Raw genomic sequence first — 22,530 nt, forward strand, 5'->3', positions numbered from 1 at the left:
ATTTTAGCCCTAGTTAATCTCAGAAATGCAGCTCGAGCTGTAGACGGGCCATAAGCTCGTCTATTCCCGTGTCCGCAGAAAGATAGCTTACGTCGGTCTGAACCTTTAATTTATGCCCGACAATATACTTAGAGAGTCCCATGGTATACTGTTTTTGGCGATTTAAGGCAGCTAAGTCTTTATCCATATCAATGTTTGTAAACCTTCCCGAGATTTCCCAGTTTGATTTGAAAAGGTAGCCTGTCTGAAGGTTCAATCCTTCCCCGACCTGTACGATATCCCCAGTGGGGGAGCCATCGGAATTCTTGGCGACCGGGTCGTCGGCGGTTCGTTGCGCATACTCCGCCATAAACGAAAACCCTTGGTATTTAAACATGGCATCGATAAAAAGGGTGTTGATATCTGTTTCAAAGAATCCGACATCGCTCCTCATGTATGCCCCCTGATTGCTTCTGCTCTTCACGGCGTTTTGGTTGGTGTCGTAGGTAGCGGCCAACATCAACTTGGGTTTTTCTTCGCGTTTGAGGGCACTTCCGCTGTATTCGGATTCGTCGGTGAAGCTTCCGAACGGCAACAGCTCGAGCCGTGCCGTATACTGATGACCACCAAGGTTACCGCTGACTACGTTTCTCCCCTCCCCTTGGGAAAAGGCCAATTTTTCGCGTATCAAAAATTTTTCGGTCAACTCGAAATGATGTCGCAGCTGAAAGCCGAGGTCACGGTCGATGTTAAAGCGACTGTTCAAAAGCGAACGGTCGACCTGTTGTAAGTTTCCAGAAGAGATGACTCTTTCTATGTTGCCCGGTAATTTAGTCTGGCCGAACCACAGCTCGAAGTTGTCGTAGAAATTCCACATGACCACGGCATCGTAGATATACCGGGGTGCGTTAGCTGTGAATTCAGTGGCCCCGGAGATATCGCGGTTCGAGAGTCCCAATTCGATCTTGTACCTTAATTTGGGCGAATACGCAAATCCGTCGAACTTCAACCGCGCCCGCCGCACTAAAAAGTTCTGTTCGGGATTTGTGAGTCCCCCGTCCTCGGCTTTGTCCCATTGGGCGATGGACAACAACTGCATACGGGCGCCGATTTCCATGCCCCAAGTGCTGTCCTTCCCTACGCGATCAAAGATGCCCTGTCCGAAAGTTGGGCCCTTGCTATCTTGGGCATTGGTCGTGAAAGGTAGCAGCAGAACGGCAAGGACTAAAAATAGATTTTTCATTCAGGCATCGATTTTAGGGCTACAAATAACTTCTACTTATGTTAATTTAATGTTTCGTTAAGGTTATATCTTCCAAAAATACAAACAAATGTCAGTTTACCCTGAACGTAATCCCTTGTAATATCTGAATGATTCCACAACAGGAGGCGGTTCGAAACTGCCTATTATTCCCAAACCGCTGCAATACTTGCGAACGGTTGCCGATCTGTGAACGGTTGCGTATTTCAGAAACAGGTCTCAGTACGGACTCGATCTCTTAATGGGGCAAAGCAAAAGTCGGTGCGCCGAAAAAAGATGTGAAAAGGCTATCTTGCGGCATTCGTAAAAATCATGGTTATGGACTGGTCGACACTACTTTCCCTAAAACGCCACGGCGACACCCACATACGCTTGCGAAAGGAGCAGGATGATACCCGGTTGGGATTCGAGGTCGATTACGACCGTATTATTTTTTCGGCCGCGTTTCGCAGTTTGCAGGACAAGACTCAAGTAATTCCTCTTTCCAAAACGGATTTCGTACATACTAGGCTCACCCACAGTCTAGAGGTCTCCGTGGTTGGTCGCAGCCTGGGCCGGGTTGCCGGGAAACAAATATTGGAGAAACACCCGCAACTAAAGGAACTGGGATATCGCTTCAATGATTTTGGAGCCATAACGGCAGCCGCCGCTTTGGCCCACGATATTGGAAACCCGCCTTTCGGCCATAGCGGAGAAAAGGCCATTGGGGAGTTTTTTGTAAACGGAAAAGGAAAAAAATACCGGTCGGCGCTTTCAGATGTACAGTACCAAGATCTGATCGATTTTGAAGGCAATGCCAATGGTTTCCGACTCTTGACCCAATCGCGAAAAGGGGTCGAGGGCGGATTGCGATTGAGTTACGCTACGCTGGGGGCTTTCATGAAGTACCCGAAGGCATCGCTTCCGAAAAGGCCGAGTTCGCACGTTGCCGATAAAAAGTTCGGATTTTTTCAATCCGGACAAGAAGCTTTCGTAGAAATTGCCGGTGAATTGGAACTGCTGACTCGAAACAAGGTGGAAGAGACGTCATACGCCCGGCATCCTTTGACCTATCTGGTAGAGGCGGCCGATGACATATGCTATACCATTATCGATTTCGAGGACGGCATCAACCTCGGACTGATTTCAGAGGATTACGCTTTGGAATATCTCATCAAATTGGTACAGAACAATATTAATACCAAAAAGTATAATTTACTGCATTTGCAGGAAGACCGGCTGAGTTACCTTCGAGCATTAGCTATAAGCACCTTGATTTCCGACGCGATTTCGGTTTTTGATACCAACGAAGAAAAAATACTCAACGGTACTTTTAATACGTCACTGTTGGAGCAAAGCAAGTATCAAGCCCAGATCAAGGATATCATAGCGCTTAGTGTCAACAAGATATATCGGTCGTCCGAAGTCATCGAGAAAGAAATAGCGGGGTACCGTATTATCTCCGATATACTTGAGGTCTATACTGACGCCCTGATTCGGAAGAGAGCGCACAAAGCTTCGAACTACGACGCCTTGATGCTGAAGACATTGCCGGAATCTTACAGGAATACCGAGACTTCGATCTACGACATTCTATTGAATGCCTGTTGCTATGTTGCCAGCCTTTCGGACAGTGCCGCGGTACATATTCACAATAAGATTATGGGCAGGCAGTTATAGGCCCCACGGGGCGTACTGGACGCTAGAAGGCGTACGAAATTCCGACCCCCAGCTGCTGTTTGAACTGTATGCGGCTCTCTCCGGGTTTTACCACTATTCCCTGTTCGTTGATTTCTTCACCAAAGAGCACGTTGTCATCGAAGATGATATGCGATCCGATTTTAGTCAAGATAAAATCGTTGACCTTAAATCCGATATTAAGTTCCCAATCGACATCGATATTTCCGAAATCCTGGAGGTAATCCGTGTACAGACTTAGTCGGTGTTCGAGTGCAACATTCTTGTACACCTCGGTCTCCCAACTATTGGTGACCAAAAAACCGAATTCGAGAAATACGTTGTTGCCCGGTTTTACCACATTGCCCTCGGCATCTAAAATGGCCCTTTGCACCCCGAACCGACCTTTGTTGGCAAGTTCCTGATTGAGCACAAAGGTCGATTTTTGGGTTATGGGGGAAATATAGAGATTGAATTTTTGATCTTTAGTTATATAAGAGGTTCCCGCCCCTAAAAAGGTATAACCTGGGGCCATGAATGCTGAAACCGGGGTTTCCCTATCCGGATATTTATAGCCGTTCGAGAATTGCGTGTTGAGGTTCGCCTTGGCCGAGTAGTACCAATTACTGATTGTGTCTCTTTGAAAACCAAGAGTGGAGCTCAGACGAATGGCGTCGTCGGTCTTCCGGAGTTTTTGGCCCTCCTGTAGGTTCAACCCATAACGTAACTCCATATAGTTGTCCCATCTTGTGTAGCGGAATTTGTAATTGCGTTCGAAACGTGCGTTGCCCAGGGCAGCGATGGAATTGTTTCCTCCTGCGTTCCAATTGACGAAAGCAACTTCGTTAAAGTTGATGCCTAGCCTGTTCACATTAGTCCAAAATGAGGGTATGCGGAACCGGTTTGGCTCTTCCGTCAAAGCCTTGGTCTGCCTGAAAGATATCACGGGGTTGGTCAGATTGACACTCCGGGGAACCACTTCCATTTTATTCTGTATCCTTCGGATGACCACAGTATCGACCACCACCGTATCGACCACTATGGCTTCGACCATACGATCTATGGCCGCTGTGTCGATGGCAACCGTGTCCACTTCCCGCCCCGGGGGGAGGGAGTCGTTTTTTTGGGCCGATAAAAAATTAAGGCAAAATAGAAACAGGACGGTAAGAGCCGTTCTGGCCGACCTCCAAACGCGTATCATAGTTTTTGGAATTTGAAATTTTGAATGTATGGTTGGAATTCTGCAATCGGGTTATTCATCGAGAAGGATTTTGATACGATTTTTCAATGCTTCGGCATCGATTTTGGCCAAATGTCGTACCTCCCCCGCAGTACCGTGTTCCAAAAATAAATCATCGATGCCCATAATAATCAGTTTGTTCGCGTGCCCCATTTCGTTCGCAATCTCTAGAACGGCGCTTCCGAAACCCCCAGCCTTGCATCCATCTTCGATACTGATCACAAAATCATAATGTTCGAAGATAGTGTATAAGCGTTTTTTGTCCAAAGGTTTAACAAAACGCATGTCGTAATGTCCTATTTGCCCGGCTTCAAAGGCTTCGATGGCCTCGGCGATGCTATTCCCGATATGGCCTATGGATAGGATAGCAATCTTTGAACCTTTACGGAGCTCCCTTGAGCTTCCTATTTCGATGGTCTCAAATGTGGTTCTCCATTCTTGCTGAACTCCCCGTCCCCTAGGATACCGAATGGCAATAGGATGCGGCAGTCCCAATTGTGCCGTAAACATTCCGTTGCGAAGTTCCGTCTCGTTCATCGGCGCGAATAGGACCAAATTGGGAATGCACCGCAGATAGGCCATGTCATAGATCCCGTTGTGCGTGGCCCCGTCCTGTCCGACGATACCGGCCCGGTCGATACAGAAAATAACCGGTAGGTTTTGAAGGGCGACATCGTGAATGACCTGATCGTAGGCACGTTGGAGAAAGGTGGAGTAAATAACGCAAAAAGGCATCAAGCCTTGGGTCGCCATGCCCGCGGCCAAGGTTACGGCATGCTGCTCGGCGATACCCACGTCGAAGGCCCGCTTTGGGAATTCGGCCATCATGTATTTCAGGGAGCTTCCGGTGGGCATGGCGGGTGTGATGCCCGTTATTTTAGGATTGTTTTCGGCCAGTTCGACCAAGGTATGGCCGAAAACATCTTGATATTTCAACGGCAGCTCGTTATCGGTGCTCGGCTCTCTTTCGCCCGAAAACCGATCGAACCTGCCCGGGGCGTGATAGGTAACTTGGTCGATTTCCGCTTTTTCAAGTCCCTTCCCCTTGGTAGTGATCACGTGCAACAGTCGTGGACCTCTAACCGATTTGAGACGTTCCAGTTCCGGAAGTAATTGAGAGATGTCGTGCCCGTCTATGGGACCGGTGTAGGCGAGATTGAGACATTCAAAGATATTCTCTTCCTTCGCGGTGCCTTTTTTAACGTTGGTCAGGTATTTTTTCAATGCCCCCACACTCGGATCTATCCCAATAGCATTGTCGTTGAGTATCACCAACACGTTGGCATCGGTAGAACCGAGGTGATTCAGTGCCTCGAACGCCATCCCGCTCGCGATAGAGGCATCTCCGATGACCGCGATATGTTGTCTTTCGGTATTTTCCTGCAAGCGCGATGCGATGGCCATCCCCAAAATCGCCGAAATCGAGGTGGAACTGTGTCCCGTGCCAAAGGCATCGTATTCACTTTCCGTACGACGGGGAAATCCACTGATGCCGCCCAGTTGGCGATTGGTATCGAAAATAGATTTTCTACCGGTTAGTATCTTGTGTCCGTAGGCCTGGTGCCCGACGTCCCAAATGAGTTTGTCGTCGGGGGTGTCAAAAACGTAATGCAGGGCAATGGTCAGTTCGACAGTGCCCAGGCTGGCGCCCAGGTGCCCCTCTTTGGTAGCGACGATATCGATGATAAATCCTCGGGTTTCCTTGGCGAGCCTGGGCAGGTCGTCGGGGTCTAGGCGACGAAGCTCATCGGGGGAGGAAATATGTTCCAATAGGTTTTTCAATGGATAAAATTGAATTCGGTCGGAAAAGTGGCTCATCTCTTTAACTCTCCCAAACCCGTTTGAGTTCACATGAACTCCATCCGCCAGGCAATCGTCCGAAGGAGTCTTTTGGGCATTCGCCCCCCCGCAAAAGTAGCTTTTTAAACAGGGGAGGGCAACTCTTTCTGGCGCGGAGGTGAAAGTTTGTTGCAACTCACGTTATATGTAATGTCGTTCACGACATTTTTTTGGACAATAGATTGGTTTCCAGATACTTTTATCAAAGTTTATTACATGTTCAACAAATCAAAACGTTATTATTATGGCATTTACAATTAACGGAAAGTCGTTCGAAAGTCAAGAAGAGTTTACGAGGTTTGGAAGAGGTTGTGCTACCAAAACCCCAGCACCAATTGAAATTCTAAGGGTAGATCAGGAAATTGAAAGAAACAAATCACAGAGATTTTTGTTCCAGAAATTAACAATCCCTTTAAAGTTTGTCCATTTTACTTATGGGTCTAAAGGGCTCATCATTCCGGAACAGAGAGAAAAGCAGGTTCATTTACTGAACAAGGCTTTTCAAAACGCGGGAATTGAATTTGTTTATGACGAATCGGAGGTCGTATTTGTCGATAATTACAATTGGTATAAAATGGGCTATCGAAGCTATTCTGAACGTGAGGCAAAATCTAACTTATCGACCGACACTTCAAAGTATCTTAACTTTTATACTGGAGGACTTCAAAAAGGGCTGCTTGGCTGGGCTACTTTTCCTTTCGACCTAGCGGGCGACCCAATAATGGATGGGGTGGTGGTTTTAGATGAATCCTTACCTAACGGAAATGCGGCACCTTTCAATTTGGGCATGACGGGCATACATGAAGTAGGTCATTGGCTTGGTCTTTATCATACCTTTCAAGGTGGTTGTGATGGCATAGGTGATCATGTGCACGATACCCATGCCCATTCTAAGGCAAATTACGGTAAACCGGAGAAGAACAAAAGGCATAATGCTTGTAAACAGGGAGAATTTGCTCCGATTCATAATTATATGAACTATGTAGACGATGAATGGATGAGCGAGTTGTCCGATGCCCAAGCTGGGAGGATAAAAGAGCAGATATTAATGTACAGAACCGGGTTGACGTCAAACCATCCCATTTAAACTATAAAAATTAATAAGATGAAAATAACACAAAAAATACTGTGGCTGACCTTAGTGATTTTACCATGGATAGTAAGGGGACAACCAGAATTAAATTCAGATGCCGGGGAGTCATTTACTTGGAATTGGAGTCTATACGCATTTTGTTTGATGGGCTGTATTTTACAGGAAGTTATTTATTGGTACGAACTTAGACATGACATCGCAAAGAGTGATCTTCCGATTAAACTATTTTCAAAAACATATTGGACCATTACTATTATTGCAGTGCTATTCTTTTCAATTGCATCCTATTTTTACTTCGCGGAGTATGCAGGTTTAACGTTCCAAAACCTGACAAAAGAGTTCTTTACGGTTATAGTGTTCTCAGCGGGTTTTCCAAGACTGTTCAAGAGTGCAGTTACCGCAGTAAAGTCCCCCAGGCTTGCAACTAGGGCAGTCCGTCAAACTCCAAAAAAATTCACTTGGAGAACTTATTTTATGGTAAACGATAACTAATTCAATGGATTACATCATGCTAAAAACTAAAACAGCCATACCGTGACACTTAAACCACGGGTCAGGGACCAATATTTCTATGATCTGGCTCGAAGGTCCTGCAAAAACGGACTCCCATCTATAAAAAATGAGTAAGAATTAGACAGATATTCAATCTTATATAAAGCAATAATTAATTATTTTAAGATAAAACCTACATATAAACAAGTTATATCGACATATATGTGTTCTTTTTTCATTCCAACAATGAATAATTTATTATACCTTGTACGAACCGATTAAACCGAAAACCATGAAAAATACCTCACCGTTCAGCTTCATCCATCCCTTGGCCAATGATCACAATAATTGGGGTCGTGGTAACAGCATCGGGCCAAACACCATCTTCCTATTTGTAGTCGTCCTTTTACTTTATGCTCTACCGGTAAGCGGACAGGATACCATCAAATCCAAATTTACCGGTAAAACAATCGATTTCAAAAAGAAGGGTATCGATAAAGACGAGGCTTTTCGGGTACAGGTCAAGGGTGTCAATTCCGTTTTGCATCATACCGCCTTCAAGTTCAAGGATTTTCAATGGGTATCGAAACTTCCGGAGGGACTTAAAATTTTGGTGCCCGGGATGGACAGCAATCAAAGAACGAATGGGTACAAGATTATGGCGACAACAGAGTCGATAAAGACATCCGACTTCCCGATAATCGCCAAACTGTTTATCGAGGGGTATGATGACCTACTTGAAACAGGAAAGGAAATCGACACGGTTTGGCAAAATCCTAAATTGGATATCCCGAAAAAAAAAGATTTAATAATCCTAAAGAGTAAAACCCGAATCAACGATTGGATTAGCATGCTTAATAAAAATGTCATAAAAGAATATGGCGATGTCGACCGCAGCAATTTTTTCTTTTTTACACTCGAAAAGACGGGGCATGTGCTGAATTACTATGAAAACCTGAAGGAGCAGAACCAAGGGGTTTCAGGGATCAATCGAGTGGCCGCCGACGAATTGGCCAGGTTGGAGCCCTTCTATACCTCGCTCAAGACAGTCAGACCAAAAATCATGTCGGCGCTTGCGGCACTCATCGAAGGAGCCGGAGGAACGATCGAGAGCAAGGCCATATCCGAGCCGCATTTTCCCAAGAAGGACCTGACCAATGTCGAAATTTATTTGGTCAATAGGTTCAATCCTGCAGACACCTTGACCCGGGCCACGGCGGACCTCTTCGTACGAAATAGGTTCAGAATCGACTTTTCCACCGGCCTTTCGGCAAACACCTTGGTACAGCGGGAGTTCTTTTTTACCAAGTCCGCCGATGTGGTGACCGATATCGATAGCGAACAAAGTGCCGGGTTGGATCTAGGGATAGCGGCCTTGGTGCATCTGGATTGGAAAGTGCGTACCTGGTTGGCTATCGGGCCTGCCTTGGGTGCCTCTTTTTCCCTGATTGACGAGAAACCCCGGTATATCTTGGGCCTGTCCGGAAGCTTTGGGAAGGAGCGGAGTATTTCCCTCACGCTCGGCGCCAATTTGGGAAAGCAACAGGTACTTTCAAACCAGGTCTCTAGCGATGGCGAAAACTACGACGGCACCTCCGAATTGTCCCCGTTTGAAAGCCCCCCTTTGACATCAAAGATCAAAACTGGGTTCTTTATCGGGATTACCTATAACGTGACCAGATCCAGAAAAGAATAAAAAACTGAGAACCATAATATAGATTAAAACCGACAATTATGAAAAACCGAGATGAGTGCGGAATACCCGAAGACCCCAAAGATATCAATGCATGTATCTATACCTTTTTGCATTTGGAAGAAGAGGATATTTTTCAATTACTACATAACGAATCCACCCAAGGAATAAACTTTTTCCAGACCTATGGAAGGGTCAGGGGCGAAAAATTATCCACGACCGACGGAACCGTCAAATTTTTAATCAAGGAAGTGGATTTCAAGCTGGTAAATCTAGGGAGGGACGAAGATCCGAAGTACACCATTGTAGAGACAGACCTTAGGGATAGCGATGGGGATATTGTTTGTGATATTGTTATTGACAGGGTAGAGCGGCAGAAGGTCGGGGTGGACTTTACCCTGAAAAAATTGTTTTTGGTGGAGAACGGAAAGATGATCGACTTCCACTTAATGCCGGCAGCAGGCGATGAAAATCGTCTGACAAGAAATGGGATACCTTGCAACACAAGGGCCTTTGTAAGCAAATGAGCATGAACTCGGGCGTTACTCTTTTTATGATTCTCTGCCTTCTGCCATTGGCACAGTTAGCGGCACAACAGGAGCAGTCGGTGCGATCACAGATCAAGTCGCTAAAACGGTTCGATCTAGATGCCCTAGAGCTTGTCGACCGTAACGACGACCTATCCGTTGCCGGGTCCGCGCTGCAAAAAAGGCTGGCTTACCTGAAAAATGGAGATTTGACGCAGATCGAACCGACTGCCGACCAAATGGCCAGGATGAACCATACCGATAAGGTGCTGTACAACATCCATCAAGGAGACTACTTTTTTAACAAGGTAAGCCCGATCGATTCCCTTGCGTACAAACACTACCTGAACGCCTTGGACTTATCGAAAAAAAGAAATGACACGCTTTTAATCAACAAGGCCTTGCAGCGTATCAACAGCTATTTTTTGAAGAACTTTAATGACAAAAAGCTCTATACCAAATATGTCTCGGAACTCTCAAAGTATGCACAGGATTCCATCGATGAATTTTGGAAAAGATACTATCGTTTGGTGTACGATATGTCGTATTCCGGCTTTTCCGAATCGGAATTCAGGGATTTGGAAGACCGGTTTTTGGGACTGGTCGTCGACACCCCGGCGCATTCTTATTTTAGAAGTGTCATGTATCACATGACCGGCATTTTCTACACCTACCCGGGCGGCGATAGTGCAAAATCCCGTAAATATTTCGAGCTAGCCCTCCAAAGCTATAACGATCATGAATATTATTCCTTTAAAAGAAAAATTAGGACCGCAATTGCGCTGTCTATTATGGATTATAACGATGGCAATTACAAGGAAGCAATCGAAAAACTCGAGCAGACCCTTAAGAACGACAATGTAAAGACTGATTATGAGTTGAAATACCTAATCTATGATTGGCTTTCAAAGGCCCATGAAAAAATGGGTAAGCCGACCGAGAGCAATGCGTATTTAAAACTAAAGATCAGTGCCTTGGACAGTGTCAAATACTATGCGTTCGCTGAAAAAATACGGGATATCGATGTCAAATATGATGTTAAGAACAAGGAAATCGCCATCCAAGAACTGGAAGACAAAAACTCGGAGCTTCAAAATAATATCCTGACATTGCTGCCTTTTCTAGGAATTGCAGCCGTGATTTTAGTCCTGTTGTTTTTCTTGTACCGTCGCTATCGGAAGAAAAGCACGGTACTGGAATCCGAAAAATCGGAAACCCTGCAAAAACTCGACGAACTGAAGAATATCGTCATCAAAAACCACATCGTTCTAAAGGATAAAACCAAGGTCTATATCTCCGACCTGATGTATATCAAATCGGACGACCATTATCTGAACATCCATACCTCCGATGATAAAAGCCATTTTGTAAGGGGCAAACTGAAGAAGATTCGCGAAGAGCTGCCCCCTAATTTTATCCAGTGCCACCGCTCCTATATAGTCAACCGCAATTTCGTAAAGCGTATTAACAACAAGTCGTTAACGCTTCTCGATAAGTCCGAGATACCGCTATCGCGATCTTACCGCGACGAATTTTAAATCCAAAGCCAATGGGATTTATTTGCGCCTTCACATCGCATATTTGTCCGTTCACAACATTGTTGCCCCCTATATGTACTGTGGGTGGCCGTAAAACGTTCAATCCTTTCATACTTTGATCAATCCGAACCAAACCAAAACAAACGAAAACAATGTTCGCAAAATTTAATTTTAAGACCCCCTGTTCCAAGTTGGCACTTTCAATGATTTTTGTCATGTGCCACCTCGCACTGTTCGCCCAAAGCTATATCGGGCATACGATGGACAACTACGCCGGGGTGCATGCCGTGGCCTACAATCCGGCCAACGTGTTCGATACCCCTTTTCGTTCCGACATCAACCTGGTCTCGGCCAGCGGATATTTGGGAAGTGATTTTATCGGGCTTTCCTTTTCCGAGTTTTTGTCTTCGGGCGGTGAATTCGATTTTGATAGCGACGCGGAGCGCTTCCCGTCTGAAACCAATCATTTCTTTACTACTATCGACGCCCTGGGCCCTTCGTTCTTGATCAACCTGGGTGACCAACAGAGCATTGCCCTTACCACTAGGGTTAGGGGACTATTTAATTTGAACAATATCGACGGGAACCTATACGAAAGGATTTCCGATGGCTTCGATATCGGGAACGATTTCGAGTTCGATTCGAAAAACCTGAACGCTACGGCCCACGTATTTTCCGAGATCGGGTTCACCTATGGCCGGGAGCTACTACGAACCCAAGACCAGTTTCTGAAAGGGGGGATTACCCTAAAGTTCCTGATGGGCGCAGGAGGCCTGTTCGCCAGCTCGCCTGAACTGAGCGGAAACTTTAACGGGGTGACCAATCAGCTTGTTACGCAAGGTTCCCTATCGTACGGCTCGACCCCCGGATTTGAGTCCGACTCCCCCGAATTCAATGAGCTTCAGGGAGGCTTCGGTGCCGATATCGGGGTCGTTTACGAATACAGAAAACGGATTATGGACGGGCGGATCCAAGGCCAACGGGTCCAACAGTATAAGTTCAAGATGGCACTTTCGCTGACCGATATCGGCAGTATCAACTATAAAAATAGCGAGAATACACTTTATGACGCCAATGGTGACGTAAATGCCCTGGAATTCGAGACCAAGGACCTGGAAGAGGTCTTGGAGGATAACTATCCCGGTACGACCGTTACTGGAGATCAAAAGATCGCCTTGCCTACCGCCCTACAGATTATGGCGGACTACTACATCGGATCTCGATTTTACGTCGGGTTGCATACCGGCCTATCGATGCGGGGTTCGGGCAACTCCCACACCAATAATCTTGTCAATACGACTACGGTAGCCCCTCGGTTCGAGAGCAAATGGTTCAGTATGTATTCCCCGATCGGACTGCGGCAGTACGGCGACTTCGCTTGGGGGCTCGGATTTAGGATGGGACCCCTGACCGTGGGTTCTGGTTCGATATTGACCAATCTATTTTCCGATAACAGTAAAAACGCCGATGTGTACTTGGGACTTAAGATTCCGTTGTATAAGAATATCGAGTATTAATTTTTGGTTTTATTCTTGTGCAAATCGTTCTACTGCTAGTTTGTGGTGTGAACTCGATTGGAAAAAAGCTCTTTCCTTTGAGAGTACGGAGAAGCCGTTTCAATATCCTAAAAGAATTCTTTATTCGATGGCACGTCTCCTCCGTATAATGACTAAAAAGCACAAAATTGAACAGAGTTATGATTTAAAAACGGTTTCTTTTTTGTGTCCAACGCAATAATCGGTATCATTGCTTCCAAAAAATTCTCGATGATTCTTCCATACGACGACACCTATTTTATGAAAAGGGCCATGCAAGAAGCTGAAGTCGCCTTTGAAAAGGGCGAGGTGCCCATCGGTGCAGTTATTGTCGTGCAGGACAGAATCATTGCCCGCGCCCACAACCTGACCGAACAGCTGAACGACGTGACTGCCCACGCCGAGATGCAGGCCATCACCGCTGCGGCAAATTTTTTGGGAGGCAAATACCTGCGGGACTGTACCCTCTACGTTACCCTCGAACCCTGTCAAATGTGCGCCGGAGCCCTTTATTGGAGCCAGATACCAAAAATCGTGTTTGCGACGGCGGATCCACAACGGGGCTGTGGTGTTATGGGCACGAAACTGCATCCTAAGACCGAAATGGTAGGAGGAATAATGGAAAACGAGGCCAGTGCACTATTAAAGCGGTTCTTTATCCAAAGGCGGAGTTTAAATTGAAAGGGGCTAAGTCCGGAAAACTTTCCAACTACAGGTAAGGAAGTAGTTTTTTTGGTGTGAAAATGGGGGAGGGGCAATGAGAACAGCGTTAGAAGCTCGGCAAGTCCATTCACGGGTCCGTTACTGTTTTTCGTCCTTTTTTTTCTTCTCTTTCCCTTGCATTTTGAGGATGTTTTCCTCGTTGAGCATGTAGTCTTTCATGTTTTTTCCCTTGGAATACTTAATAAGGAAAAGCGGCATGGCCACCAGAAAAAGTCCCACCGTTCCAAAACCGATATACTTGTTCGCCAGCATCAACTGCTCTTCCTGAATGTTGAAGCCGTAGATGATCGAGGCAAAAGAAGCTAGCACAATAAGGATGATAAGGTATTTCATCTGCATATTTTAATTTTTTTTTACTAGGTCAGATGTAATTCACCACTAATTACCACGAACAGAATCGATTATGTTCATGGCTCATTTCCTAGGATGCAAAGATATGGAAAAAGACCGCTGCGCTAAAGGAGGAAGGACCGCTTCTAAAGGTAGAAAGACCGTTACGCTGAGTAAGGGAAACCTACTTCCACAAGACTGAAGTGACTATGTTTGGAACAGGGAAGCCCTCAACAACAGTTTTTACATCCTTTCTCATTGCGTCTTTGCTCTTTTCGTCTATCCCCCTCACCGTGTAAAGTTGATCAGCTCTCGGCGGTAGGCGGTCAATAATTTCGATTTTGATACAAACCCGACGTACTCGCCATTTTTGATGACCGGTAAGTTCCAGGCGCCACTGGTCTGGAATTTTTGCATGACTTGCCGCATGTTGTCCTTCCCATAAAAAATATGTTCAGGCGGAGTATGCATATAGGTCGCTACAGTGGTCGAGGAGTATTTAGTGGTGTCAAACATGAACTCTCTTATATCATCCAACAGCACAATGCCTACCAAAGCCTTGTTTTCGTCCACAACGGGAAAAATGTTCCTGGTCGATTTCGAGACGGATTCGTGCAGCATTTCCCCTAAGGTCATATCGGGGCGCACGGGCTTGAAATTCTTTTCGATCACCTCGTCCAAATCCATAAAATTGAGCACGGTCCGGTCTTTGTCATGGGTCAACAGACTGTCGCTCTCGGCCAGTTCACGGGTATAGATGGTGTAATCGATAACGTTCTTGGTAATCAGATACGATATTGCCGACGTGATCATCAGGGGTACAAAAAGGGCATAGCCGCCCGTAATTTCGGCAATCAAGAAAATAGCGGTCAACGGGGCGTGCAACACCCCTGAAATTAGGCCTGCCATTCCGATCAGCGTGAAATTAGCTTCGGATACGTCGAAGCCCAGTCCCGCATTATTGATGATCTTTGCCATCAGGTTGCCCAAGGCACTGCCCATGACCATGGTGGGGATAAAAGTACCGCCTGCCCCGCCCGCAGCCAAGGTAGCGGTCATGGCCACGGCCTTGAAAACGGTAATGCCCGCCAATAGCGCAACAACGACCCAGATATTGTCGATGTAGGTGTCGAAAGGGGTGTGGCCCAGGGCCGCAATGTGATCGTCGCGCAATAAGTCGTTGATGAATCCGAAACCTTCGCCGTAAAGTGGCGGAATAAAATAGAGCATCGTACCGATGGCCAATCCGCCGACCAGCAACTTGTAAATCGGACTCCCCAGCGGCTCAAAAAGCTTGATGATACCGAAATACATTTTTGTAAAGTAGATAGAGGCAAATGCCGTGCCTATTCCCAAGACAATGTAGAACAGGGTATCTTCGATTTCAAAGGACTTCTGGACGGTAAAACTGAAGAGTATTTCGTTGCCTAGAAAGAAGTAGGAAGTCAATACTCCTGATATAGAAGCCAATAACAACGGAAGCATCGAAAGCATGGTGAGATCGAGACTGAATACTTCTACCGCAAAAATAATGGCGGCGATCGGAGACTGAAAGATGGAGGCAATGGCCCCGGCGGAGGCACAGGCGATGAGCAAGGATCGGGTCTTGGCATTGATGCGCAGCGAACTGCCCAAGACCGAACTGATCGCAGCGCCAGAGGCAACGGCGGGGCCCAATAATCCTGTCGACCCCCCGAAACCGACGGTCAACGGGGCGGTAATCAAACGGCTATAGATTTGCTTAGGCGAAATAATGCCTTTTTCCTTAGAGAGCGAGAACAAGATGGACGAAACGGCAAGCTTAAGTTTTTCTTTATGGATGAACTTCACATAGATAAAGACCAAGGTGAGGCCTATAATGGGAAGCACAAAGTACAGGCTATTATCAGAAATGAGGATGCCTCTCTCGAGCGAGGCCTCGATGAAATAGGTCAGGTTTTTGAGTACCACGGCGGCCAGTCCCGCCAAAAGGCCGACTACCACACTCATGATATAAATAAAGGTCCTGTGGTTGAGGTTCTTGTAGCGCCATTTGAAAAATCGCGAAATCCATGATTTTTTTCGGTGCGGCACTGAGTGAATTTTTTGAAAAATCCTTCCATTCTCGGAAAGGTGTCGGTCCCCAAAGGTATTTAATTCTCCCGAAAGTGACGTTCTTTGAGTTCATGCAAACCCTCCAAACAAATTTGGCGCTTGGCTCAACACAAGGCGGGTTTTTCTGTTTTGCGTTGGTCGTGTTCGTGAATCAACCCCTACTCCTTCAACTTCTCCCTATCGACGGGCGCGGAGGACTTAGACTTTTTTCACCTCCAACTTGAGCCCCAGTTCCTCTAATTGTTCTTTGTCGATAGGCGCCGGGGCATCGATCATTACGTCGCGGCCGTTGTTGTTCTTGGGGAAGGCAATAAAGTCGCGGATGGTTTCTTGGCCGCCAAGGATGGCAACGAGGCGGTCGAGTCCGAATGCGATGCCACCGTGGGGCGGGGCCCCGTACTCAAAAGCATCCATCAGAAATCCGAACTGTGCCCTGGCTTCCTCGGGCGTAAAACCTAAATGGCGCAACATCGTGCTTTGCACTTCCCGGTCGTGTATCCGTATCGAACCTCCGCCTATCTCGTTTCCGTTCAATACCAAGTCGTAGGCGTTCGCCCTGACTGCGCCGGGGTCGGTTTCCAGAAGTTCGAGCTGACCCGGTTTGGGCGAGGTGAACGGGTGGTGCATGGCGTGGTAACGGCCTGTTTCCTCGTCCAGTTCGAGCAAGGGGAAGTCGGTGACCCAAAGTGGGGCGAACTCGTCAGGTTTCCGCAGTTCGAGACGCCGGGCCATCTCCATCCGCAGGGCGCTGAGTTGGGTGCGGGTTTCGCCAGCCGAGCCTGAAAGCACAAGGATCAAATCGCCATTTTTAGCCCCGGTCGCTTCGGCCCATTTTGCCAGGTCGTTCTGATCATAAAATTTGTCGACGGAGGATTTATAGCTTCCATCCTCGTTGCACTTCACGTAGACCATTCCCTTGGCCCCGACCTGCGGCCGTTTGACCCAATCGACGAGGGCATCGATTTCTTTTCGGGAATAGCTGGCGGCACCGGGCACGGCAATACCCACGACGAGCTCGGCGGTGTTGAAGACGTTAAAGTTTTTATGTTGGGCGACTGCGTTCAGTTCCCCGAACTCCATCCCAAAGCGGATGTCGGGCTTGTCGCTGCCGTATCGACCCATCGCCTCATCGTAGGTCATCCTCGGGAATTTTTCCACCTCGATTCCGTTGATTTCCTTTAAAAGATGCCGGGTCAGCCCCTCAAAGGCATCTAAAACATCCTCTTGCTCTACAAAGGCCATCTCACAGTCGATCTGGGTGAATTCCGGCTGGCGGTCAGCCCGCAGATCCTCATCTCTAAAACATTTTACGATTTGGAAATACTTGTCCAATCCCCCGACCATCAATAGTTGTTTAAAGGTCTGCGGGGATTGCGGAAGCGCGTAAAACTGACCTTCGTTCATCCGGCTTGGCACTACGAAATCGCGGGCGCCCTCGGGAGTCGATTTGATTAGATAGGGCGTTTCGACCTCGATAAATTCCTGGTCCGAGAGGTATTTACGGACCTCCATTGTCACCTTACTACGAAAAATGAGCTTGTTCTTAACAGGATTTCTTCGGATGTCCAGATAGCGGTATCTCATCCGTAAGTCTCCGCCTCCATCGGTTTCGTTTTCAATGGTGAACGGGGGGGTCTTGGACGGATTGAGTACCGTAAGTTCTTCCACCAAGACCTCGATGTTCCCAGTGGGGATGTTGGGGTTCCTAGAAGCACGTTCTATCACCTTTCCCTCGATCTGTACCACAAATTCCCGGCCTAGTTCCCGGGCGCGCGCCAAAAGTTCGGAGGATGTTCTGTCCTCATCAAAAACCAGTTGGGTAATCCCGTAGCGGTCCCGGAGATCGACCCAAACGACAAAGCCCTTGTCCCGGGTTTTTTGCACCCATCCCGACAGGATGACCTTTTTGTCGATATCCGATTCGCTTAGCTGTCCGCAGTTGTGGGTCCTATACATGTAAAATGGTTTTAAAGCGCAAATGTAAGAAGTTATCATGGTATCGGGGAAAAAATCGGGGCTTCCAACAGATCAGAAGTTCCTTATAGGACGGAAGCTGCGGATTGAGTCCCAAACAATTCAAATTAAATGCTAAAATTTAACAATAATTTTAGGTTTACCGTATTTCTTGCGTAAATTGGCTGTTGAAACAGCTAATCTAAATCGTATGAAAATGAGACCAACTTTGTTCAAAAGTGTGCTTTCGGCGTTGTTCCTTATGTTGCCAATTTTAATTGCGGCACAGGGTACGATAACCGGAAAAGTAACCGCAACGGCTGATGGCCTGCCCTTACCTGCGGTCAATGTGGTAGTAAAAGGTACCACTGTCGGCACCACCACCGATTTTGACGGCAATTATGAGATTACAGTGGACGATTTCCCCGCTATCCTTGTATTTTCCTCTTTGGGATACGCCAATCAAGAAGTCGAGGTCAACTCGGCTAGAGAAGTAAACGTGGCCCTGGACGAGTCGGCCACGGGTCTCGACGAGGTCGTGGTTACAGGGCTGGCAACTTCGGTGAAAAGATCGAACTCGGCCAATGCCGTTGCCTCGGTTTCCGCGGAAGAACTAACGGGCAGAACGCCACCCTCCACTATAGACGGGGCTCTGTACGGTAAATTTCCCGGAGCCATCGTCAATTCCAATTCCGGGGCTCCCGGAGGCGGTATCTCGGTCAAACTGCGGGGTGCGACGTCCATAACAGGCAATACGCAGCCCCTTTATATAGTGGACGGGGTATATATCGACAACTCGTCCATTCCTGGCGGACTCAATGTGGTTTCCGAAGCAGCTGGACAGGGAAGCGATTCGAATCAGGACAATCCGTCGAACCGGATTGCCGACATCAATCCCGAAGACATCGCCAACATTGAGATATTGAAAGGAGCCTCTGCCGCGGCGATATATGGGTCGAGAGCTGCTGCAGGGGTGGTCATTATCACGACGAAAAAAGGGAAAGCGGGCGAAACACAGTTCAAGTTTTCGCAATCGACCGGATTTTCCCAAGCTATCAATCTGTACGGATTGAGGAACTATACGGAAGATCGGGTCTTCGATTTTTTTTATTCCCCGAGCGACAACCCCGCTGACGACCAAGCCTCACGCGAGGCGGCGAATGCCCAAGTGGACCTGTTTACACAAGCGAGAAGTTCAGGAAACCTGATCGATTACGAAAAGGAAATTTTCGGCGAGAAAGGTCTGATCAGCATTACCAATTTCAGCATGAGCGGCGGTGGGGAGAAAACTAGATTTTTTTCAGGAATAACCTACAACAACGAAAACGGCATCGTTAAAAATACGGGATACGAAAAAACCTCGTTACGGCTAAACCTGGAACATCGGGCCACAGACTACCTGAAACTATCTTTGAGTTCCAATTACATCTATTCCTCCTCGGATAGGGGATTTTACAATAACGACAATACAGGTACGACCATTGGGGTTGCCCTGGTATCAACCTATCCGTGGTACGACTTGTTCCCAAATGCGGATGGCGTCTATCCCGATTATGACCTAGGGGCCTCCAATATCCTTCAGACCCGTGACCTGGTGACCAACAATGAAAAGATAAACCGGGTCATTATGGGGGGTACCGCTAATCTCGACATCTATAAGGCCGAAAAATCCACTTTAGAGCTGATATTACGGGGCGGACTTGATTTTTACCAACTGCAGACCCGGGCGATATTTCCCAAGGAGCTTCAGTTTCAAAAACCTTCCAACGGGGGGCGTAACGGGGTATCCGTACAGGGCGAGACCATCAACAAAAACTATAACCTTTCCGGTTTTCTTGTACATAATTTTTTTACCGAAAACAATATCAATTTTAGGACCCAGGCGGGCCTGACCAACGAATTCTTCGACCGGAATACCGATTTGATTACGGCTACCGGACTAGTAGCTTCCGAAACCAACGTAGATCAAGCGGCCAATACGGGAGTTGACCAGACCCGTGTAAGACAAGAGGATGCAGGGTTTTTTGTTCAGGAGGAAGTCAATTTTCAGGATAAGGTTATCGCTACCGTGGGTCTTCGGGGCGATAAATCATCGAACAACGGCAATGCCAACAAGCTCGCCTACTATCCAAAGGCATCCTTGGCGGTAAGTCTTAACGAGTTCGGGTTTTGGAATGAAAATTCAGTATGGAACCAGTTCAAGCTAAGGGTCGCTTATGGTGAGGCGGGCAACTTTCCACCCTCGGGGGCCTTATTTACTTCCTATAACGCTTTTTCGACGGACGGAATTCTGGGAATAAGCTTGCGGGGAATTCGCGGTGATAGCGATTTGAAATCCGAACGTCAAAAAGAACTTGAATTCGGAACCGACCTAAGCTTTTTTGGCGGGCGGTTAGGACTTACGGGCACCTACTATATCAAAAGCGTTGATGACTTGGTCTTATTGGCATCCTTGGAGCCATCCACCGGATACACCCAACAATATGTCAATGCGGGAAGCCTTCAGAACAAAGGGGTGGAGATTTCCCTGAATGCCGTTCCCTTTACAACAGAAAATTTTCATTGGGATTTTGGAATCAATTTCTTTAAAAACAATTCGGAAATTACGGAGCTAAACGTTCCCGCCTATAATACGGGTGCCTTCGGTGCTGGTTTAGGAAGCTATAGACTGGAAGAGGGTAAAAGTGCTACCCAAATCGTGGGTTCTTATCCTGACGGGCTTAGGGTAATTGGAGATGGGGAACCGGATTTTCAGATGGGATTTAACAATAACCTAAACTATAAAAATCTTCAATTGACCTTTTTATGGCAATGGAAACAAGGCGGTGACAACATCAACCTGACCAATCTGTTGTCGGACCTGAACGGAACCAGCGCCGATTACGATGATATTACCTTGGACCCTGCCGGAGAAACCGTCAATGGAAAATTTAGACCGAACGCGAATGCCGAGGTTTTTGTCCAGGATGCTTCCTACGTACGTTTACGGGAAATCGGACTGTATTACATCATGGATAGTAAAATGATGCCGAATGCATTCGGTGATACTATCGAGAGCATTAAGTTCGGACTTTCGGGGTCTAATCTGATCAATATTTTCGATTACAATGGGTACGACCCCGAAGTATCGAATTTTGGCGGGGGAACCATATTTACCGGGGTAGATGTGACCCCGTTCCCTTCCTCGAAAAAATATATGTTCAACGTTGCTATTAACTTTTAATATAAAAAGCCATGAAATTATATACACATAAGATTATTAGCTGTATCCTCATAATTTTAGGCCTTGCCTCCTGCGAGGTCGAAGAGTTTTCCGACTTGAACGGACCCGAAGTCAATGCTTTTCAAGAAAACATTACGAGAGGGGACCTGCCCGACCTTGTGGGTGGAATATTGTATAGCTCTAGAGTGAATCTCGGGGGCTATTTTGACGATATCGGGGTAATCGGAAGGGAATATTATCGATTTTCTGCCTCCGACCCTCGATTTACCGGCGATTTGTTGGGAGGGGGAACCAACATTCTCGACAACAATACCTTTTACATCACTAATCCGTGGTCCGCCAGGTACAGAACGGTCAAAAACGCCAATTTAATTCTAGGTTTTCTAGAAGGACAAGATCTGTCGGATCAGTTCTCGAATCAGGAAATAAACGCTACCAGGGGTTTCCTCAAAACGTTTATAGCCCATGACTTATTATTGAATTTAAACTTGACCTATGAAAACGGCATTCGGCTAGACGTGGCCGATGAGGATAATCTGGGGCCGTTGGTGTCAAAATCAGAAGCTCTGAGCGGTATTAGAACCCTATTGGAAGAAGCGGCCGTTGACTTGGGCAGTGGCGGGGGTGCTTTTCCTTTTTTCTTGCCTTCGGGGTTTACCGGCTTTGATACACCCGCTTCTTTTTTGCAGGCAAATCAGGCCATTGCCGCCAGAGTGGCCACCTATCAAGGGGATGCCCAGGCCACTTTATCGTTTTTAGACAATTCGTTTCTGGATTTGAACGCTACGGATTTAGATACCGGAATTTATTACAATTTTTCCGAGGATCAGACGGATATGTTAAACCCTATGTTCTTTCCTGTTGAAGCCACGGCTGCGGGGGCCAGAATTGTACAGCCCAGTTTTTTGTCGGATGCAGAGACCGGCGATAACCGACTGAACAAGGTGGCCGAGCGTAGCGAACCTCTGACCCAAGATGGACTGACCGGCGCATATGCGGTATTTAGATACGAAACGGATACGGATCCCATTCCTATGATTCGCAATGAAGAGTTGATTTTGTTATATGCCGAAGCAAATATTACCGTGAACCCCATTGAGGCCGTCTCCGCCCTGAACACCATTCGTGAAGCTGCCGGTTTGCCGGCTTACGCAGGTCCGACCGATACCGTTTCGTTGGTGGATGAGATGTTGAACCAAAGAAGATATTCCCTATTCGCGGAGGGGCATCGCTGGATCGATGTAAGAAGGTACGATAGGTTAGATGAGCTACCTATTGATAGGCCGGACGACAACGTTTGGATGATGTTTCCGATTCCGTTGACCGAAAATCAGTAGGTCGTTTAGGAAGATTT

16 protein-coding genes are annotated in these 22,530 nt (G+C 47.0%); 10 read left to right on the top strand and 6 right to left on the bottom strand.

The annotated features are described in order from the left end of the window. Positions 1-19: 19 nt before the first annotated feature. Positions 20-1,222, bottom strand: a complete 1,203-nt coding sequence (locus RQM65_RS10595; RefSeq protein ID WP_314014836.1) for a porin — start codon at positions 1,220-1,222, stop codon at positions 20-22. A 336-nt stretch (positions 1,223-1,558) separates the two neighbouring features. On the opposite strand from RQM65_RS10595, the gene dgt reads away from it, so the two are divergent. Beyond that, a complete protein-coding gene (dgt, locus tag RQM65_RS10600; RefSeq protein WP_314014837.1) occupies positions 1,559-2,899 on the top strand; it encodes a dGTP triphosphohydrolase in 1,341 nt (446 codons plus the stop codon). A 22-nt stretch (positions 2,900-2,921) separates the two neighbouring features. On the opposite strand, the gene RQM65_RS10605 is transcribed toward dgt, so the two are convergent. Next, a complete protein-coding gene (locus tag RQM65_RS10605) occupies positions 2,922-4,097 on the bottom strand; it encodes a DUF3078 domain-containing protein (protein ID WP_314014838.1) in 1,176 nt (391 codons plus the stop codon). A 51-nt stretch (positions 4,098-4,148) separates the two neighbouring features. Next, a complete protein-coding gene (locus tag RQM65_RS10610) occupies positions 4,149-5,954 on the bottom strand; it encodes a 1-deoxy-D-xylulose-5-phosphate synthase (protein ID WP_314014840.1) in 1,806 nt (601 codons plus the stop codon). Between the two features lie 265 nt (positions 5,955-6,219). Here RQM65_RS10610 and RQM65_RS10615 point away from each other — a divergent pair, with 265 nt between their 5' ends. The 7 genes from RQM65_RS10615 (at position 6,220) to RQM65_RS10645 (ending at position 13,534) form a co-directional block, all read left to right on the top strand. After that, on the top strand, positions 6,220-7,062 hold the full coding sequence (locus tag RQM65_RS10615; RefSeq protein ID WP_314014842.1) for a zinc metalloprotease: 843 nt from the start codon (positions 6,220-6,222) through the stop codon (positions 7,060-7,062). An 18-nt stretch (positions 7,063-7,080) separates the two neighbouring features. Continuing rightward, on the top strand, positions 7,081-7,560 hold the full coding sequence (locus tag RQM65_RS10620; protein ID WP_314014844.1) for a hypothetical protein: 480 nt from the start codon (positions 7,081-7,083) through the stop codon (positions 7,558-7,560). Between the two features lie 292 nt (positions 7,561-7,852). Then, the gene (locus RQM65_RS10625; RefSeq protein ID WP_314014845.1) at positions 7,853-9,256 is read left to right on the top strand and encodes a hypothetical protein; all 1,404 of its coding nucleotides are present in this window, start codon (positions 7,853-7,855) and stop codon (positions 9,254-9,256) included. A 38-nt stretch (positions 9,257-9,294) separates the two neighbouring features. Beyond that, the gene (locus RQM65_RS10630) at positions 9,295-9,780 is read left to right on the top strand and encodes a hypothetical protein (protein ID WP_314014847.1); all 486 of its coding nucleotides are present in this window, start codon (positions 9,295-9,297) and stop codon (positions 9,778-9,780) included. Between the two features lie 2 nt (positions 9,781-9,782). Continuing rightward, complete coding sequence (locus RQM65_RS10635) at positions 9,783-11,318, top strand: LytR/AlgR family response regulator transcription factor (protein ID WP_314014849.1); 1,536 nt, start codon at positions 9,783-9,785, stop codon at positions 11,316-11,318. A 152-nt stretch (positions 11,319-11,470) separates the two neighbouring features. After that, positions 11,471-12,835: a DUF5723 family protein gene (locus RQM65_RS10640; RefSeq protein ID WP_314014851.1), complete on the top strand. Its 1,365-nt coding sequence runs from the start codon at positions 11,471-11,473 to the stop codon at positions 12,833-12,835. 249 nt (positions 12,836-13,084) lie between these two features. Then, complete coding sequence (locus RQM65_RS10645; RefSeq protein ID WP_314016824.1) at positions 13,085-13,534, top strand: nucleoside deaminase; 450 nt, start codon at positions 13,085-13,087, stop codon at positions 13,532-13,534. Between the two features lie 120 nt (positions 13,535-13,654). On the opposite strand, the gene RQM65_RS10650 is transcribed toward RQM65_RS10645, so the two are convergent. The 3 genes from RQM65_RS10650 to aspS all read right to left on the bottom strand — a co-directional run bounded on the left by RQM65_RS10650 (position 13,655) and on the right by aspS (position 17,956). Further along, the gene (locus RQM65_RS10650) at positions 13,655-13,909 is read right to left on the bottom strand and encodes a hypothetical protein (RefSeq protein ID WP_314014852.1); all 255 of its coding nucleotides are present in this window, start codon (positions 13,907-13,909) and stop codon (positions 13,655-13,657) included. Between the two features lie 285 nt (positions 13,910-14,194). Then, a complete protein-coding gene (locus RQM65_RS10655; RefSeq protein WP_314016826.1) occupies positions 14,195-15,895 on the bottom strand; it encodes a chloride channel protein in 1,701 nt (566 codons plus the stop codon). 303 nt (positions 15,896-16,198) lie between these two features. Continuing rightward, complete coding sequence (gene aspS / locus RQM65_RS10660; protein ID WP_314014853.1) at positions 16,199-17,956, bottom strand: aspartate--tRNA ligase; 1,758 nt, start codon at positions 17,954-17,956, stop codon at positions 16,199-16,201. A gap of 214 nt (positions 17,957-18,170) precedes the next feature. Between aspS and RQM65_RS10665 the strand changes: the two genes are divergently transcribed. Beyond that, complete coding sequence (locus tag RQM65_RS10665; protein WP_314014854.1) at positions 18,171-21,176, top strand: SusC/RagA family TonB-linked outer membrane protein; 3,006 nt, start codon at positions 18,171-18,173, stop codon at positions 21,174-21,176. An 11-nt stretch (positions 21,177-21,187) separates the two neighbouring features. Beyond that, positions 21,188-22,513 carry a RagB/SusD family nutrient uptake outer membrane protein gene (locus tag RQM65_RS10670; RefSeq protein ID WP_314014856.1) on the top strand — a complete coding sequence of 442 codons (1,326 nt, stop codon included), beginning with the start codon at positions 21,188-21,190 and terminating at the stop codon, positions 22,511-22,513. Positions 22,514-22,530: the final 17 nt, after the last annotated feature.

The sequence above is a fragment of the Pricia mediterranea genome (genome assembly GCF_032248455.1).
GTDB classification, from domain to species: Bacteria; Bacteroidota; Bacteroidia; order Flavobacteriales; family Flavobacteriaceae; genus Pricia; species Pricia mediterranea.